Genomic DNA, 234 nt, shown 5'->3' on the forward strand with positions numbered 1-234 from the left:
TGGAAGCCATTCCCGGTGTCGTCGTGGGCTTTATTGCCGGGCTGCTGCTAGCACCTTGGGTAGAGCGCCACTTGGCCAGTACCCTGCTCATCATTGTATGGCTACCCCTTAGCGCCGCGCTGGCAGGCAGCCTCTGGTATGTTGCCAGCGCGCGGCTGCGCCAGTGGCTGCCGCTCTCTTGGGCCGGTGTCTGGCTGGTGCCGTGGCTGGCCTTGATGGCAGCGCTTGCGCTGT

At 65.0% G+C, this 234-nt stretch carries 1 protein-coding gene; it reads left to right on the forward strand.

What is annotated here, in order from left to right; all coding sequences use genetic code 11:
* The coding region (locus R0J92_RS26805) for a hypothetical protein (protein WP_411053921.1) at window positions 1–234 on the forward strand (234 nt) is incomplete at both ends.

This window comes from Tritonibacter sp. SIMBA_163, assembly GCF_046535935.1.
GTDB classification, from domain to species: domain Bacteria; phylum Pseudomonadota; class Alphaproteobacteria; order Rhodobacterales; family Rhodobacteraceae; genus Epibacterium; species Epibacterium scottomollicae.